Raw genomic sequence first — 15,428 nt, 5'->3', positions numbered from 1 at the left:
CGGCTACGGAAGCCATAGCCCCCCAATTTTTTTTAAAAAAACTATTGCCCGATCTTGCGGATACCTACCGCACGTCGCAACTTTTCGATAAATGGAGCAGAGTAAGCCCGCGCTTTGGCCGCTCCTTTCTCCAGTTCCTCTTCAATCTGTGCTGGGTTTTCAAGCAGCTTGTTATAACGCTCCCGCGCCTCACCAATCTGTTCGTTTACCAACTCAAATAGCTGCTTCTTGGCCTCCCCCCAGGCAATGCCCTCTTCGAACGCCTTGCGCATCTCCGCAGTTTGCTCTTGCGTCGCAAAGGCCTGCCAAATTTGGAAAACCGTTGAGGTATCCGGGTCTTTGGGCTCACCCGGCTCCAACAGATTGGTCTTAATCTTGTTGATATGCTTTTTCAGCTTTTTCTCTGGCAGAAATAGAGGAATGGTATTGCCATAGCTCTTACTCATCTTGCGGCCATCGAGCCCCTGCAGCACAGCCACATGGTCATCGACCACCGCCTCAGGCAGAGCGAAGTGCTCGCTATAGTGATGGTTAAATCGCTGAGCGATATCGCGGGCCATCTCAATATGCTGAACCTGATCCTTACCCACCGGCACCTTGTTGGCATTGAACATGAGAATGTCTGCAGCCATTAGGATGGGGTAGCTGTAGAGCCCCATGGTGACGCCAAAATCGGAGTCCTCACCATCGGCGCGGTTAGCATCTACGGCCGCCTTGTAGGCATGGGCACGATTCATCAAGCCTTTGCCGGTCATACAGGTAAGGAGCCAGGTCAGCTCGGGAATTTCATGAATGTCGGATTGACGGTAGAACACCACATTGTCGGTATTGAGGCCCAAAGCCAACCAGGTAGCGGCAATCTCCAGAGTGGATTGATGCACTTGTTCCGGGTCCTGGCACTTAATCAACGCGTGATAATCCGCCAGGAAATAAAAGGACTGGTTGTTCTCGTCCTGGCTTGCAGAAATGGCCGGGCGGATCGCACCAACATAGTTACCCAGGTGGGGAGTACCGGTGGTCGTGATACCGGTCAATACGCGCTGTTTGCTCATAAATCCTTCGTTTTCCGTACTGAGTTCAGGCAATAAAGGAGGAATCATAACCTGTTCGTGGCCGGGGTTGTATCAACCGAAGGTATCGACCTTTCTTCACCCTCACGCCCTTTCCTCGACCGTCATATTTGTATTACCCGTCAAGTAATGCCCGGCCTCCTGGAAAATTGGCGCCGATACTGACTGGGAGAAACCCCAAATACCTTGCGGAAATGGTGGCGCATAGTGGTACTGCTCGCAAAGCCCGCCAGTTGCGCCGCCCGATCTAAAGAGGCCTCACCTGACTCCAACGCCTTCTGCACCACACGCAATCGCTGCTGGATTAACCACGTCTTCGGTGAAACTCCTAGAGACCGGCGAAACTTACGATCAAAACTGCGACGGGAGTGATGTGCCTGTGCAGCCCAGTCATCCACTGAAATCGAACCCTGTAAGTTAGCCAGAGCCCAATCTAAGGCACTGGCAAAAAAGTCGGGACGTTTTGACACCGGAGTCTCTACAAATTGGGCCTGCCCACCCTGCCTGTGGGGCGCCATCACCAAGCGCCGGGCCACTGAACTGGCTAACTCAACGCCGTAGGTCTGCCGCAGAAATTCAATCCCCAAATCAATCGCCGCAGAACTTCCCGCGGCACAGGCCAATAGGTTGTGCCAGACATAGAGAACATCTCCCACATACTCAACCAGGGGAAAACGCCTCCGAAAGGACTCCGCATAGCGCCAGTGGGTAGTGGCCTTTCTACCATCCAACAGGCCGAGCTCCGCAGGCAGGAAAGCTCCCGAGCAAAAGGTCAAAATTTTTCGGCCACAGGTCGCAAACTCAGTAACTGCCCGATGCACACGCGCTCTATAGACATCCATTGGCTGCGGTACTGTTGGCCAATTCGGAATAACCAACAAGTCATACTCCATCAGACCCTCTACTTGCCGACACTGTAGCGACAGGCCACCTGCCGTTGTGGGCGGTCTCTCCGCAAAGGTCACTACTTCACCGTAATACAAGCCTTCAGTCTCTGCGCGCCGCTGACAAAACAGCTCCGTGGCACAACCCAACTCAAATAGCGCAACCTCGCTGTGGGCTAATATGGCAACACGCATGACAATCTCCTCTTACTAGTCAGCCGCCCCGCGACTCCTCTCCATTCCCTTTGGAAAAGAGCAACTGGCGCAAAGTTAACGATTATTGGCCTTCAAGCCAATCGCTGCCGAAGTAAATTGCGAGGAGACTATGGATCAGACGATGAAATTGACGGGAACTCGCCGATTCAACTATCGACAGCTGATTTTCCAAGGCTTCAGCTTCAGAACACCCACAGATAGGACACTTATGTATCAATTATTTATTGGAAACAAAAATTATTCTTCCTGGTCACTTAGACCCTGGTTGTTAATGCACCACCTGGAAATCCCCTTTGTTGAAAAGCTGGTAACTTTCGAGGAAGGTGGCAGCTGGGAGAAATTTCATACTTTCTCCCCAACCGGACAAGTACCCTGCTTGAAAACAGATACCACTACGGTTTGGGATTCCCTGGCAATCACCGAATATCTCGCGGAGGATTTCTCACAAGTCTGGGCAACGGATCGACAGGCCCGCGCATGGTCTCGTTGTGCTTCGGCAGAAATGCACTCCGGCTTTTCCAGCCTTAGGAATATGTGCCCAATGAATTGCAGTTTGAAGGTAACGCTGAATGAGATCTCAAATTCGCTGCAAAGAGATTTAAAACGGGTTGATGAACTGTGGATCGAGGGGATTCAACAATTTGGGGGCCCATTTCTCGCCGGCCAGGAATTTACCGCTGTCGATGCCTTCTTTGCCCCGGTTACCATCAGGGTAAAAAACTATAATTTACCCCTTGGCAAAACCGCCAAGGAGTATATAGCGCTGATCCACAACCTACCCTCAATGAAAAAATGGTTAACGGATGCAATTCAAGAGCCGTGGAGGGAGACGATCCACGAAGAGGAAGCCGCTACCTTTGGCACAATCACAGCCGACCTGCGAAACGTATAAAGAATCAAAGTAACCCGCTAGATTTTTAGCCTTGGTAGACAAGCCTCAGAGTTCGGCGCAACCGATTTTAGATGCGCCGAACACAATCCCTAAAACCCTAATACAGGCCACCTGTGGCAGCTTGGAATATTGTTGGAGACAACCTCTTATACCTTGGGATGAATCTCCTGAGGAAAGTTTTGATTCACTTTCAGAAACTCTGTACTTTGCCCAAGCCAAGCTGATTGATCACCGTTCTGTGTAACCACCCACTCACACTAATAAGAGTAAGCAGCCTACAGGGTAACCGCATCATGATGGAACCTCTCGAACAACCACCTATCCAACAACCGCTAATGGAAAGTGGGCATGGATTTATTACCTTTTTAGAAACGGGTTCCTCAATCGATTTTTTTGGGGTTTTCTTACAATGTCGCTTTGATCTAGCGCTTTACCAAGATTCCCTATTCGACACATTAAGTGTTCATCTACCAGAGGAAATCCGACGTGCCTGTAAAAAGCGCAAAGCCGAATTCCTGGCGGGAAGATACTGTGCAGCCCAGGCGCTGAAGCAGCTAGGCTTTGCAAATGTTCAGGTCCCCATTGGCCCCAACCGCAGCCCTCTATGGCCCACGGATATCAGCGGCTCTATTTCCCATGGCGGAGATATCGCTATCTGCGCACTTACCAGAGGACCCCTTGCCCTTGGTGTCGATTTTGAATTACCGATTCCCACTGAAACGGCCGCTGAGATTAAAAATACTATTGTCTGCACGGCGGAAGAAATACGATTTTCCCAAGCCGGCATCGCACCAGAGCACTGGTTAACTATCGCCTTCTCGATCAAGGAGAGCCTATTTAAAGCTCTCTACGCCAAAGTTCAGCAATATTTTGACTTTCTCGATGCCGAAATCTTGTATATAGACCCTTTAGCGCAAAAGCTGACACTGACCCTAACTCGCGATCTCTGCCCTGATGTCAGGGCCGGTGACTTATATCATGGTATTTTCCAATTCCAACATAACGGCGTTCTTACTCTGATCGCGCCGCCACATTAGCGGTGTTTAAATACGAAATCTAACGGTGAGCAACAGCTGCGGCTTCAAGTAATAAAATACCTGAGAATCAATGTCCTCGGCCCCAAAACTGCAGAAAGTGCTTTATTGCTCTTGAAACTCAAAACCCTCTGCCTGAAGCACCTTCACCAGGGGAACCCACTGATCCTGGGGCAAAGCAATCGACACGGTAACTTTATTGGCATATTCCGCCTGTCCACAACACCCCAGGTGACGCCTCACAAGAAAGCGCAGTCGGGATTCCTGGGCGAAATTACAGCCTACGGAAACATGTTGCAGCGGCACAAAAGTCTCCAGGTTCACCGCCTGTAAGGCGGCCCCCACCGAGCCGCGGTAAGCGCGCATCAGGCCGCCAACCCCTAGTTTGGTTCCGCCAAAATAGCGAGTGACAACGGCACCCACATTACCCACCCCCTGCTTTAGGAGTAACTCCAACATTGGACGCCCGGCACTACCACCTGGCTCGCCATCATCATCGGCCTGCATTACCTCAGGATTTGCGGGGTTGCCGATTACCAGGGCGGTACAGTGGTGGCTGGCGTCCGGATAACGCGCTCGAATTTGATTAAGCTGATGCAGAAAAGCCGCTTTATCCGCTACTGGACCCAGCCAACAGATAAAACGGCTTTTCTTCTCTTCAGTCTCACTGACAACGGGAGACGAGGGAATCTGATAGGTCACCGGCAAATGCGTCCCAGTGCTGGCTTTTTAATTTTTCATACAGAGGCTGCAACTTGGTCTGCCAAACCTTCGCATCCACTACACCTACGTGTTTACAGCGGATAGTGCCTTCGGCGTCCACCAGGAAGGTTTCCGGCGCGCCGAACACCCCCAGATCCAGCGCCAAGCGTCCATCCCTATCCGCAACACTAAACAGATAGGGGTTGTGGAATTTATCCAGCCACTTTATCGCCGCGGAATCATCATCTTTGAGGTTCACACCAATAATCGGCACGCCCTCCTCAGCCAGGGCATTCAGGTAGGGATGCTCAACCCGGCAAGCTACACACCAAGTCGCCCAGACGTTGAGCAGATGTGGGCCCTTCGGCAGATCACCTTTTTGCATAACCTGGTTATTATCGGCAACCTTATCCAAGGAGAACTCCGGCACCGGCTTATTCAGCAGTGCCGAAGGCATTTCCTGAGGGTTTAAAAATAAACCACGCCAGAACAATAGCGCCAGAGCCACAAAAATAATCAGGGGAAAAAATAATTTTAATCTCGACATTTCGTCCTTCCCAAAACTTAAGCGGTCGCCAAATTGCCACTAAGCGATGCTTGGCGCGCCGCTTTGGCCTTGCGGTAGCGCTTATCTGCCACAGAGATACCACCGCCAATGGCCATTAAAAGTGCGCCCAACCAGATCCATACCACGAAAGCTTTGTACTGAAGCCGCACCGCCCAATCCCCGCTGGGGTTACTGCGATCTAACGGTTCGCCCAGGGCCACATAAATATCGCGGAACAAACCGGTATCGATAGCCGCCTCGGTCATGGTGTTACCGCCGGAGAAATAGTTGCGCTTCTGCGGATATAACTCGGCAACTGGCTCGCCATTCTTACTCACGTGCAAGACCCCTTCGAAAGCGCGGTAGTTTGGCCCCTGGGCGAGGCGCACCCCCCCAAAGTCAAAGTCATAGCCCGCCACCTGGTAGCTGTCCCCTGCGCCCATACGCAGATCTTTTTCCACGCTATACACCGTAGTCAGCACCACACCGAGTACTGCCACCGCGAGTCCAATATGCGCAAAGTGCATGCCGTAGTAACTGGCCCGCTGGCGCTTGAGGCCGGCAAAAAAGGAACTGGCATTGCGGGTCTTGGCCACGATATCCGCAAGGCATGCACAAAATACCCAGGCGCCAACAAAGATGCCGAGTACTGCGCCCCAGTGGTAGTGATCAAACGCCAGAGGCCAGACCAACGCCACCACCAGTGCTGCCAGAAATGGCAGACGCCAGGCACTGAAGAGTTTGTCCCAGCGGCTGTCTTTCCAGTTAGCGTGTACCCCCATACCCAGTAACAGGCAGAGCAACACCATCAGGGGCACAAAGAACAGGTTAAAGAAGGGGGCACCTACGCTGATTTTGCCCAAGTTTAGCGCGTCCGCCACCAGCGGATACAAGGTACCCGTCAATACCATCGCCATAATCAGGATCAGCAGAATATTGTTGCCGAGCAGGAACGTCTCCAATGAACGGAAGGAGAACACACTGCGCGCACTGACTGAGGGGGCTCGCAGTGCGAACAGCAATAGGGAAAGCCCTACAACTACGGCCAGGAATGCCAAAATAAAGCTGCCGCGCAACGGATCAGTCGCAAAGGCATGCACTGAGGTAATCACCCCCGAGCGCACCAGGAAGGTACCCAGCAGGCTCAAGCTAAAGGCGAAAATCGCCAATAAAATGGTCCAGCTCTTAAACAGGCCGCGCTTTTCTGTCACGGCCAGAGAGTGCATCAGTGCGGTACCCACCAACCAGGGCATAAGTGAAGCGTTTTCTACCGGGTCCCAGAACCACCAGCCACCCCAGCCCAGTTCGTAATAAGCCCACCAACTACCAAGCGCGATGCCAAGGGTAAGAAATGCCCAGGCAACCGCCGTCCAAGGTCGGGCCCAACGTGCCCACACCGCATCCAATTGACCGCCTAAAAGCGCCGCAATGGCAAAGGCAAAGGCCACCGAAAATCCCACATAGCCCATATAAAGCAGGGGCGGATGGAAAATCATACCCGGATCCTGCAACAGCGGGTTCAAGTCGGAACCCTCCATCGGCGGAAATGGCAAAGTGCGATCAAAGGGGTTGGAAGTGAGCAGGATAAACAGGAAGAAACCGATCAGCACCATGCCCAATACAGAGAGTACCCGAGCCAATAGCTCTGGTGGCAACTGGCGTCCAAACAGGGCAACCGCCGCGGCCCAGCCCGCCTGAATTAGTAACCACAGGAGAATTGACCCCTCGTGGCCACCCCACACGGCGGTAACTTTGTAGTACACCGGAAGAATACTATTGGAGTTCTGCGCGACGTAATTGACCGTAAAATCACTCTGCACAAAGGCGATTGTCAGGCAGGCAAAGGCAATCGACACAAAGGTAAAAACGCCTAGGGCCAGGGGCCTACCGGCCTCCATCCACAGGGGACGCGCACTATAGCTGCCTGCAATCGGCAGTACAGATAAAGCAAAAGAAAGCAGTAAGCCAATAATCAGAGCAAAATGCCCCAGTTCAGGGATCATATTTTCGCTCCATCGGTGCAGCCTTTCTGGGAGACCATACTTTCCGCGACTTCCGGCGGAGTATAATTTTCATCGTGCTTGGCTAGCACCTGGTCTGCGCGCATGATCCCACTTTGCATCAACTGACCGCTAATTACTGCAGCTTCACCCTCTGCAAATAGATCCGGTAGGATTTTGTCAAACACTACGGCCAGCTCTGCCTCACCATCGGTAATAACAAACTGCACATCCAGACTGTTTCCCGCGCGCTGTACGCTGCCCGGTACGACACAGCCACCAGCGCGAATGCGCTTTTCAAAAGGCACCTCGCCAGCGGCAAAAGCGCTGGGCGCATAGAAATAATCCATATTCTCACGCATCGCATAGGTGACAAAACCGACTGCGGCGCTGGACAGGGCGACCAAGACAAGTATCAAGATCAAGCGTTGCTTGCGTACCGGATGCATTTTTGAGTGAACTCCATAAGTTTTTGATCTTATCCGCCCGGCCGCAAGTAGCCGCCGGGCTAAAATCCGTATCGATTGCAGCTAGGCGTGCGCCTAAGCATTCTCCTGCACAACCGTCCGCTGCGCTTTTACCTTACGGCGGCGCTGCTCTATGCGCTGCTGATTGAGTAATTCCCGCTGTAGGTGGCGTCGTGCCAAGCGCGGGTAAAGGGCCATAGCGGCGAGGGCGATAAAAGTTACAGCAAAGGAAATCCAAACATAAATGCCGTGCCCATCCATCGCCAGAAAATCTGCGAAACTAGAAAACTGAAACTGCACTTTAATTCTCCCCGGCGAGTTCCTGTTGCGCCCATTGAGTTCGGATCTCGCGGCGCAGTAACAGCGTGCGAGTATGCGTGAGTAGGGTCCAGGCATACAGGCAATAGAAACCGATGATCATTATCAACAGCGGATAAAACATACTGGGATCGATACTGCTGGATTCAGTCAGACGAATAGTCGCCGGCTGGTGCAGGGTGAACCACCAATCCACCGACTTATAGATGATCGGGATATTCACAGTGCCAACCAGAGCCAACAGCGCGCTGGCCTTATCCGCTACCTGCTCGCGACTGACCGCCTGGGACAGGGCCATCACCCCGATATACAAAAAGAGCAGGATCAGCATCGAAGTGATCCTGGCATCCCAAACCCAATAGGTTCCCCAGGTAGGTTTGCCCCAGACAGCGCCGGTAAAGAGAGAAATAAAGGTGAGCACCGCACCAATTGGGGCTGCAGCGCGCATAACGGCGAAGGAGAGTTTCATCTTCCAGATAAGGCCTATAGCGCCGCTGATCGCCATAATGTAGTAGCCCGCCAGGGCCAGAAAAGCCGCCGGCACGTGGATAAAGATAATGCGGTAGCTATTGCCCTGCTTGGCATCCTCGGGTGCAAACCCCAGCCCCCAAACCGTACCCGCTGCCAGCAAAACAATACTGACCAGTGCCAACCAGGGTAACCACCCGCTGGTTTTTTGATAGAACCAACGGGGTGAACCCAAGCGGTGAAACCATTGCCAAGCCAAGAAGACCTCCGAATCAATTATCCAGGCTGATACGTATTGCCCCCGCTGCAGCCAGTGGAGCCAGAGCTGCGGCGGCAGCCAGCAGAGCGGCCAGAATCGCCAGCTGCGCGCTGTAGGCATAGCCATCTATTGCCGCCTGCACCGCACCGGTGCCGAAGATTAGCACGGGCACATACAGCGGCATAACAATTAGCGCCAACAGCAGTCCGGGGCGACGCAAAGCTACCGTGAGAGCGGCACCTATAGCGCCGATCAAACTGAGACTCGCAGTCCCGAGAAACAGTGACACAAACAAGCAAAAGTACCCCTCGGTAGGCAGATTTAGCATCAACGCCAAGAGCGGAGATAAGAGCGCCAAGGGGAGGCCCGTTGCAATCCAATGCACCAGCGACTTCGCCAATACGGCGAAATACAGGGGCTGGGGCAACAGCGCCAACTGCTCCAGGGTGCCATCCTCAAAGTCACCGCGAAACAGACTCTCCTGGGAGAGCATGGTGGCGAGTAGCGCCATAACCCAAATCATGCCTGGCGCCATTTTAGCCAACAGATCGGGCTCAGGTCCCACGCCTAATGGCAAAAGGGCCAGCACCGTTACAAAAAATAATAGTGGATTGGCAATATCCGCTCTCTTGCGTAGGGCAAGGAGCATTTCAATCCTAAAAAGCGCCCGAAAACCTGGGGTCGCGCGCGTTTCGCTCACCGGAGATTGGACATCAGTTAAAGACATGCTCTCCCCCGGTATCGCTAAAAGATTCCTCGACCAGGCAGTCCGAGAGATCGACAAAATTCAGCCCCATTATGTTGAGGGGTTGGTGGGAGGTCAGGAGAAGGGAGCCACCGCCGCCCAGGTGAGTGGTCATTTGCTTTTCCAGTGCCGCAACGCCAGCCACATCCAGTGCTGTCAGAGGTTCATCGAGAATCCACAGGCAGGGCGCCTGCGGCAGGAACATCCGCGCAAGCGCCACCCGACGATTCTGGCCGGCCGATAGACTGTTGCACAGGGAGTCTTCAAAGCCGAAAAGATCCACTCTTTCCAGAGCCTCCAGGGCTGATGTCTTTGTAGCCCCATACCAAGTGAGATTCTCTAATGGCGTGAGGCCTCCCCGGACACCACCGCGATGACCGATATACAGCAGGGCTTCACGCATAGCGCGAAGCCCCTGCGGAAATACCTGGCCGCGCCAGAGGATCTCTCCACTGTAGTCACTGGTACTGCCAATCAAGGTGCGCAGCAATGTGGTCTTACCCGCGCCGTTACCGCCTTTCACCTGAATTGCGGCGCCGGCGCCGAGTGTAAAGTCAAGGCCCTCAAACAAGCGCCTGCCGTCCCTTTCACAGGCCAGGTCGCGCACTTGCAATACAGCTGGGGACTTGTTAGTCACAGACATTGCTTGGATAAAACCGCTCTGACGAAAATCTGAACGGCATTATACCGGCACTTGGGCTAATTGCATGATATTCAACACTACCGATCTTTCATGGCTTGATTTCAAACAAGTCTCTGCGGGAAATCATTGCGTTTTTGTACGCTAGTATTGGCCCCGCGGCCAAGCTCTGATATTTTCGCTGGGTCGTGAGTTGGCCCCTGCGCCACAACCTCTATGTGGACCTAGGGGAACTCTGTAGTCGACATCAACAGAAACTTTTGATGTGACCCGGTGATTAATAAAAGCACCGAACCCGCCTGTAAGGATGCACAATAATGACTAGCCCTGCTGTGGACACCAGCCGCTGGCTCGATACCCGCGCCATAAACAACGACGATATCCTGATCAATCGCCAACCCTTCCCGTTTTTTGTTGCCCGTAATGTTTTAAACAAAGAGATGATGCCCTCCTTTCTGGAGGATTTCCCACATCTAAAAGGTGCCGGTTATCTCCCCCACGAAAAAGATGCGTGCGGAGATTCTATCAACACCCTGATCGAACAATTTATCACTCCGGAGTTTGCCGATACGATTGGGGATAACCTGGGCATTGAAAAACTCTCCCAATATCCAACCTACGTCTCTATTAGCCGCACTTTAAAAAAACGCCACGGCAGAATTCACACCGACGGCAAATCAAAGATTGCCACCGCCCTGCTCTACCTCAATCCAGAGTGGACCCTTGATGGCAAAGGCTGTCTGCGCTTTCTGAAGCGCATCGATGACTTTGAGGATACTGTCGCCCCCGAAGTCCCCCCCTCCTACGGCACACTCGCCGCCTTCAAACGCGCGGAAAATTCCTTCCACGGCCATCTCCCCTTTGAAGGCCAACGGCTGGTTATTCAAGTTGCCTGGCTGGTGAGCGCCGCCGACAAGGAGCGCAAGGCCAAGCGGGGCAAGCTCTCACACAAGCTAAAGCAATTGATGGGCTGGCTTGGCGGCAATCAAAAAGAAGAAAAGAAAGATCCTGCTACCCGAATGTAAATCTAGCTCGGCAATAAAATAGGAGAGCCCCACCTATTTTATTGCCCGTGAAATGTAGCCCCAGAACGCATAATTCATGGTATTTCGCAGCCGCATGCCGGCTCATAGTCGGCATGCGTGCCCTTTCCGTGCGTCATTCCATCAGCACGCCGGTAATTATTCAGAGAATACAGAGAGCATTTTGGGTGAAGGAATCGAGAAGTGGCTGCTGTTGCGAAAGAGCTTCAGACTATAAGGAATGGTAAGAAAGGAGGTGATTGATTTGACTGTGCGGAACATCCTGCTGACGTTTTGAAACTACTACGCAAGCCTGGTATGTACCGCACGATCCCAAGACTTAATGACTTATTTTTTACTAAGCATCAAAATCGTATTCCATTAATTCACGACTTAAACGCCTCTCCTCCAATTTATCCTCTATCATACGACGTGCATCGCGCGGTGGTTGAGATGTAGCTTGCCTTAGTACTTCAGTTGCAACTTGTGGAATGTCCACACTATCAAAAACCATGTGCTTTTCGTTAACGTTCATACGAAACTCCATAATCTTGATCCGTGAAAGCAGAAATATCCTTATCGCACTTTACGGTGCAGTAGCAGATTAGCGATGCCAAACAATCCTGGTCAAGCAGAATTTTACAGGGGAACTATGACAGGCTTATTGCAGACATTGTGAAGATCTGATCAAGCAAAATTATCCGCCGGCAGGGGCTCAGTGCATTATGAATTTAACGGGATTTAACGAAAGGAATATGAAGATTTGCCGAAATCAAAAGAAAGGAGAGACGACGGGAAATGCGGTAACTCAGCCGCCACCATGTTACCCCAGGTGACAAGCATTTGTTCTCTGGTGAGAAGGAGGGAGATGAACCCAGGGGTAGGCGAGATTCAAACACGACATGACATTTACCGCCGCAACAGATAGAATAGCCGCCCTTCATAGTCAGCTGCTCTCCGCCCCCGTCGGTTAACAGGATAAACCACGGACCTCCTAAGTCCGGACTGGTGGTTCGAGTCCACCCGGGGGCGCCATTTACTGCCACTCTTTTTCAATAGCTCAATTGGCCTATATCCCAAGCGCCTTCGCCGAGTGCATAAAAAGCGCCAGAAAAAGGCCTGCCAAAAGCACACCGCCCCAAAACATTCTAGCCGAGCGGTTAATACTTCTGCCCCGTTTCACCTCATCCCTTGCCGTCTTCCCCACAGCCCAACTCCATTTGATCCGTGCTATCGGGCAACAATAGCAGCTTTAATTGCCAGCAGCATAAAAATTCGACAGCAGACCGCAGTCATTACCGCACTGGCTGCCCCATTACAGAATAAAGAAAACCCGACCTGAGCCGGGTTTCCCTCTATACCGCCAGAGCGATTTATGCTGAGCAACTCACAGCAGCTACTGCTTCTGTTTTTGCTTCTGCATGTTATTGCTACCGCTGTTGTCGCTACTGTCACTTGGGGCATTGCCCGAATTGTTGCTACCGCTACCACCCTGCATATTCATCATCGGCTTCGACTTATCCTTACCACTCTTATCGTGACGCCCCATCTTATGCCATTCATCCTTGAACTTGGCCCAGAAGGACTCCTTCGGCGCTTTAGTACAAGCGGTAATAATCATCGGTGTCACCTTTTCAGTGCCATCGATATCCAACATATCACCCTCTTCCTTGCCACGCTTTGAGTAAGCCGCCGCCCAGTAAACTGCTTTCGGCTTGAATTCATCATCAATGGCCAGAAAATCTGCACAGGTCCAGTCCTTTGCCGGCTTCTTTGGATGTTTATCCGCCAAGGCAGCAGAAGCAGCAAGACTGGCAATTACCAAGGGAAGGATGTAATACGTGCTTTTCACAATAAAATCTCCAAGTTTCCAGGGTATAACCCTGTGAATCAACTGCAGGTAATGTGCAATCCGCTCGCTTCCCTGGAGCTGGTGAGTGAGCACCAATCGGTCACTTCAGTAAGCGCAATGAACAGCTCGCCAACACTAAAGTCCAACCTGCACACCAGCTCTATGACAGCGGAAACGCTAACCAGGGCGTCCTTTTAAAGACTGCCTGGCCCACTGAAAGAATAGACGCATTTTTCATTTTTGGCGCACTATCCAAGAAAAGTCTTTTCGTGCCTGGCTACCCGCCCCCACAAACCTCCACTGTGAAACTTATACCTTAGCGACCTTCGCCAGCTGCCAATCCTTGCTGTCGCTTTCACGCCCAAGCAGGGAGACACCAATCCAGATGAACCAGCCTATCTGCGTGATACCAAATATTTCCGTGAAAATTTCATCAGGATAGGTGGTAGCAATACCTGCCATACCCACAAACAGGCCCAGTATATTCAGGTACCGAGAAAACACTCCTACCCGCAGAGCCGCGATACTGATTAGCAACACCCATAACCCGCCCACTAACTCATTGCCTCCCCCGAGGCTTTCGACCATGAGATAAATAATCCCCCAAGCATCAAAGGCCTTTTCCAGGCTGACCTCCATAAGGCTGATGGCATAAGCCAATCCAATATTCGCGATCATACCGCTAGCGATAACTAGCCCCACCCAAATGGCCCCAAACAGAGACCCTATAGATGTTATCGCTGGACTTTCACCCTTAAACTTCTCATACAACCCCACAACCATACAGCAGAGAAAAATAGCAAATACCAAGTACATCAAGGTATAAATAACATTGAATGAAAATTGATTTTCAACAAGGAAATTCATTTTCTCAGCAGGACTACCACCCGAAGGAAACGACCACACAAAACCAAAAAAAATAAACGCAATAATGTAAAGCAACGCCATACATATGGCCGAAATTCCAGCGACTCTATTTAGAGCTTTCACTTGCACCCCCATTAACATAATTGAAGTTTACTTCCATGAAACCTAACCTGCAGAAGCTTCTGGTTAAGCACATAGCAGAGAATACAATTATGCACCCCAGCCAACGTTACAAGGCAACACTTCGCCCTGATAAGCAGTCTGACTAACGCAGAGTTTTAAATACATAAAAACAAAAATTCACTCATTTCCTCCCTTTCCATACAAGGAGGGTTAACTAGGCAGAAGACATATTAACAAGACAGGATACTCATCAAATCCATTACAGGCAGGCATAATCTATTCACTTGACACCAAAACAATTAACAACTCAAATGCTCTATAATCAATCAATCAATACAAATTATTAAAAATAAAAACCTACTGAAACCCTCCTCCAAAATAGTGCGCGACACCGCTACTACTAGACCAGACCATTAATTCACTTACCTTCTTGGCAAGCAACCGACAGAACCGTAGCAACCCACCAGAGGCACACGTCAAAAACACAGATTAAGAAAGAAACTACATTGTCGCTGGTTACGCAGTAACTTCAGCGCAATACTGCAGCCCCTAGCAATATTTTGGCTTAGGGCGCCTCTACATCACTATCCTTAAAAGGTTTGATCCGGGAAGAGTATTGATACGGATGGATTCGTGGACTGAATACAAAAAAGCCCGACATAAGCCGGGCTTTTGGAGGTTAGATCGCCTGCCAAAATGACTTCCAGCCCCACAACACCCAGTAATAACCAGGGGTGTACATTTTATTTCATCCAAAACCATCCAGGCTTCTCCTATCAAATCCACGATCAAGTGGAAAACCCAATGAGAGGCCAGAAACCAGTAGAGAATACATCGGTAAGGTGACACTGAAGAGCGATTGCACAAAACAAGGCAAAAGCCGTCAGCTTTAAAGATATGGCCGAAAACTACATAGGGATCCATCGAGAAGTCCGGAAGAATGCCAAGCATACTCAGAAATGCCAAAACACCCTAAGCAATCTGCGTATCCCTTTTTAGGTGACAAGTACTCTTCTAAGATCATCATTGACGCTGTACTAAAGTGATCCTACCCACCAACGACGGACACACCACTAAGCGACTAGTTGTTCCTCAAACGCCTCAGGGCTGAGATAGCCATTGGCGCTGTGTAGGCGATTTCGATTGTAGTCTATCTCTATATACTCAAATACGGTTTCTCTCATGAGGCGCCTTGTGGGAAAGCGGTTACCATGAATTGCTTCTACTTTAAGTGAGTGGAAGAATGTTTCTGCACAAGCGTTATCATAGCAATTACCTTTGGCGCTCATGCTGCACCGCAGATCATACGCTGTAATTAAAGA

General features: G+C 51.1%; 18 protein-coding genes and 1 tRNA gene. 5 read left to right on the top strand and 14 right to left on the bottom strand.

All coding sequences use genetic code 11. From position 1 onward, the window contains the following. Nucleotides 1–41 precede the first annotated feature (41 nt). Together Q1A69_RS06990 and Q1A69_RS06985 are read right to left on the bottom strand one after the other, a co-directional pair. Complete coding sequence (locus Q1A69_RS06990) at nt 42–1,052, bottom strand: tryptophan--tRNA ligase (RefSeq protein WP_299583155.1); 1,011 nt, start codon at nt 1,050–1,052, stop codon at nt 42–44. Nucleotides 1,053–1,192: 140 nt separating this feature from the next. Further along, the gene (locus Q1A69_RS06985; RefSeq protein WP_299583152.1) at nt 1,193–2,149 is read right to left on the bottom strand and encodes a helix-turn-helix domain-containing protein; all 957 of its coding nucleotides are present in this window, start codon (nt 2,147–2,149) and stop codon (nt 1,193–1,195) included. Nucleotides 2,150–2,378: 229 nt separating this feature from the next. Between Q1A69_RS06985 and Q1A69_RS06980 the strand changes: the two genes are divergently transcribed. Both Q1A69_RS06980 and Q1A69_RS06975 read left to right on the top strand, forming a co-directional pair. Next, nucleotides 2,379–3,062, top strand: coding sequence for a glutathione S-transferase family protein (locus tag Q1A69_RS06980; protein ID WP_299583149.1), 684 nt, complete (start codon nt 2,379–2,381; stop codon nt 3,060–3,062). A 293-nt stretch (nt 3,063–3,355) separates the two neighbouring features. Further along, nucleotides 3,356–4,099: a 4'-phosphopantetheinyl transferase superfamily protein gene (locus tag Q1A69_RS06975; RefSeq protein WP_299583146.1), complete on the top strand. Its 744-nt coding sequence runs from the start codon at nt 3,356–3,358 to the stop codon at nt 4,097–4,099. Between the two features lie 102 nt (nt 4,100–4,201). Here Q1A69_RS06975 and Q1A69_RS06970 read toward each other — a convergent pair whose 3' ends face one another. From Q1A69_RS06970 to ccmA, 8 genes are all read right to left on the bottom strand, one after another. Beyond that, nucleotides 4,202–4,798: a YigZ family protein gene (locus Q1A69_RS06970; protein WP_299583143.1), complete on the bottom strand. Its 597-nt coding sequence runs from the start codon at nt 4,796–4,798 to the stop codon at nt 4,202–4,204. Continuing rightward, nucleotides 4,761–5,345 carry a DsbE family thiol:disulfide interchange protein gene (locus Q1A69_RS06965; RefSeq protein WP_299583140.1) on the bottom strand — a complete coding sequence of 195 codons (585 nt, stop codon included), beginning with the start codon at nt 5,343–5,345 and terminating at the stop codon, nt 4,761–4,763. The genes Q1A69_RS06970 and Q1A69_RS06965 overlap by 38 nt, the downstream gene beginning before the upstream one ends. Nucleotides 5,346–5,362: 17 nt before the next feature. Next, nucleotides 5,363–7,348: a heme lyase CcmF/NrfE family subunit gene (locus tag Q1A69_RS06960; protein ID WP_299583137.1), complete on the bottom strand. Its 1,986-nt coding sequence runs from the start codon at nt 7,346–7,348 to the stop codon at nt 5,363–5,365. Next, nucleotides 7,345–7,794: a cytochrome c maturation protein CcmE gene (ccmE, locus tag Q1A69_RS06955; RefSeq protein ID WP_299583134.1), complete on the bottom strand. Its 450-nt coding sequence runs from the start codon at nt 7,792–7,794 to the stop codon at nt 7,345–7,347. Before ccmE ends, Q1A69_RS06960 begins: the two co-directional genes overlap by 4 nt. Before the next feature lie 93 nt (nt 7,795–7,887). Further along, nucleotides 7,888–8,112, bottom strand: a complete 225-nt coding sequence (gene ccmD, locus Q1A69_RS06950; RefSeq protein ID WP_299583131.1) for a heme exporter protein CcmD — start codon at nt 8,110–8,112, stop codon at nt 7,888–7,890. A 1-nt stretch (nt 8,113) separates the two neighbouring features. After that, nucleotides 8,114–8,857, bottom strand: coding sequence for a heme ABC transporter permease (locus Q1A69_RS06945; protein ID WP_299583129.1), 744 nt, complete (start codon nt 8,855–8,857; stop codon nt 8,114–8,116). 13 nt (nt 8,858–8,870) lie between these two features. Further along, on the bottom strand, nt 8,871–9,584 hold the full coding sequence (gene ccmB / locus Q1A69_RS06940; RefSeq protein ID WP_299583126.1) for a heme exporter protein CcmB: 714 nt from the start codon (nt 9,582–9,584) through the stop codon (nt 8,871–8,873). Further along, nucleotides 9,571–10,245 (bottom strand): cytochrome c biogenesis heme-transporting ATPase CcmA, encoded by a 675-nt coding sequence (gene ccmA / locus Q1A69_RS06935; RefSeq protein WP_299583123.1) that lies wholly within the window; start codon nt 10,243–10,245, stop codon nt 9,571–9,573. Before ccmA ends, ccmB begins: the two co-directional genes overlap by 14 nt. 314 nt (nt 10,246–10,559) lie before the next feature. On the opposite strand from ccmA, the gene Q1A69_RS06930 reads away from it, so the two are divergent. Further along, a complete protein-coding gene (locus Q1A69_RS06930) occupies nt 10,560–11,267 on the top strand; it encodes a 2OG-Fe(II) oxygenase (RefSeq protein WP_299583120.1) in 708 nt (235 codons plus the stop codon). Nucleotides 11,268–11,622: 355 nt separating this feature from the next. Here Q1A69_RS06930 and Q1A69_RS06925 read toward each other — a convergent pair whose 3' ends face one another. Beyond that, nucleotides 11,623–11,799: a PA3496 family putative envelope integrity protein gene (locus Q1A69_RS06925; RefSeq protein ID WP_299583117.1), complete on the bottom strand. Its 177-nt coding sequence runs from the start codon at nt 11,797–11,799 to the stop codon at nt 11,623–11,625. A gap of 424 nt (nt 11,800–12,223) precedes the next feature. On the opposite strand from Q1A69_RS06925, the gene Q1A69_RS06920 reads away from it, so the two are divergent. Continuing rightward, nucleotides 12,224–12,299, top strand: a tRNA-Arg gene (locus tag Q1A69_RS06920). Between the two features lie 361 nt (nt 12,300–12,660). Here Q1A69_RS06920 and hdeA read toward each other — a convergent pair. Beyond that, a complete protein-coding gene (hdeA, locus tag Q1A69_RS06915) occupies nt 12,661–13,116 on the bottom strand; it encodes an acid-activated periplasmic chaperone HdeA (RefSeq protein ID WP_299583114.1) in 456 nt (151 codons plus the stop codon). Between the two features lie 33 nt (nt 13,117–13,149). On the opposite strand from hdeA, the gene Q1A69_RS06910 reads away from it, so the two are divergent. Then, the gene (locus Q1A69_RS06910) at nt 13,150–13,314 is read left to right on the top strand and encodes a hypothetical protein (RefSeq protein WP_299583111.1); all 165 of its coding nucleotides are present in this window, start codon (nt 13,150–13,152) and stop codon (nt 13,312–13,314) included. Between the two features lie 111 nt (nt 13,315–13,425). On the opposite strand, the gene Q1A69_RS06905 is transcribed toward Q1A69_RS06910, so the two are convergent. Continuing rightward, a complete protein-coding gene (locus tag Q1A69_RS06905) occupies nt 13,426–14,106 on the bottom strand; it encodes a hypothetical protein (protein WP_299583108.1) in 681 nt (226 codons plus the stop codon). 1,073 nt (nt 14,107–15,179) lie between these two features. After that, a partial coding sequence (locus tag Q1A69_RS06900) for an IS3 family transposase (RefSeq protein ID WP_299583105.1) occupies nt 15,180–15,428 on the bottom strand: 249 nt, incomplete at its 5' end.

Source organism: uncultured Microbulbifer sp. (assembly GCF_947498635.1).
Taxonomy (GTDB): domain Bacteria; phylum Pseudomonadota; class Gammaproteobacteria; order Pseudomonadales; family Cellvibrionaceae; genus Microbulbifer; species Microbulbifer echini.
Note: the sequence above shows the minus strand (reverse complement) of the source record. Positions and strands in the feature narration are given on the sequence as shown.

Coding starts and splice junctions, on each gene's coding strand:
- ccmE (WP_299583134.1), bottom strand. CDS start 7,794: ATGCATCCGGTACGCAAGCAACGCTTGATCTTGATACTTGTCTTGGTC.
- Q1A69_RS06990 (WP_299583155.1), bottom strand. CDS start 1,052: ATGAGCAAACAGCGCGTATTGACCGGTATCACGACCACCGGTACTCCC.
- Q1A69_RS06975 (WP_299583146.1), top strand. CDS start 3,356: ATGATGGAACCTCTCGAACAACCACCTATCCAACAACCGCTAATGGAA.
- Q1A69_RS06925 (WP_299583117.1), bottom strand. CDS start 11,799: ATGAACGTTAACGAAAAGCACATGGTTTTTGATAGTGTGGACATTCCA.
- Q1A69_RS06980 (WP_299583149.1), top strand. CDS start 2,379: ATGTATCAATTATTTATTGGAAACAAAAATTATTCTTCCTGGTCACTT.
- Q1A69_RS06930 (WP_299583120.1), top strand. CDS start 10,560: ATGACTAGCCCTGCTGTGGACACCAGCCGCTGGCTCGATACCCGCGCC.
- Q1A69_RS06960 (WP_299583137.1), bottom strand. CDS start 7,348: ATGATCCCTGAACTGGGGCATTTTGCTCTGATTATTGGCTTACTGCTT.
- Q1A69_RS06965 (WP_299583140.1), bottom strand. CDS start 5,345: ATGTCGAGATTAAAATTATTTTTTCCCCTGATTATTTTTGTGGCTCTG.
- ccmB (WP_299583126.1), bottom strand. CDS start 9,584: ATGTCTTTAACTGATGTCCAATCTCCGGTGAGCGAAACGCGCGCGACC.
- Q1A69_RS06985 (WP_299583152.1), bottom strand. CDS start 2,149: ATGCGTGTTGCCATATTAGCCCACAGCGAGGTTGCGCTATTTGAGTTG.
- ccmA (WP_299583123.1), bottom strand. CDS start 10,245: ATGTCTGTGACTAACAAGTCCCCAGCTGTATTGCAAGTGCGCGACCTG.